General features: G+C 31.9%; 1 protein-coding gene. It reads right to left on the bottom strand.

Going from position 1 to position 254, the window contains the following annotated elements:
* The coding region (locus RYX56_RS26045) for an ROK family protein (RefSeq protein WP_369293568.1) at nt 1–163 on the bottom strand (163 nt) is incomplete at its 3' end.
* Nucleotides 164–254 lie beyond the last annotated feature (91 nt).

Below are 254 nucleotides of genomic sequence, written 5' to 3'. Positions count from 1 at the left end.
CTGGTTTAATAGAGTATTCTTTTAATAGATGTAAAATACCGCTTACGATTGCCTTAGAAGGATCTTCAGGTGTGGAACTGTTTTTATAATGAACCAAAGTCTTCTCTTTTTTGTCATACAATGAGAAATCAGTAAATGTACCTCCAACATCTACCCCAATCATATAATTCATAATCTTCACCATCTTCCTGATTCGCTATTAAAATACAAATATTGTTAATTAAACACATTTTACAGTTTCCGGAATATCCACC

The organism is Alkalihalophilus lindianensis (genome assembly GCF_032843265.1).
In the GTDB taxonomy this organism is placed as follows: Bacteria; Bacillota; Bacilli; order Bacillales; family Bacillaceae_D; genus Alkalihalophilus; species Alkalihalophilus lindianensis.
The sequence above is the reverse complement of the archived record's forward strand: the minus strand, read 5'-3'. Positions and strand labels throughout refer to the sequence as shown.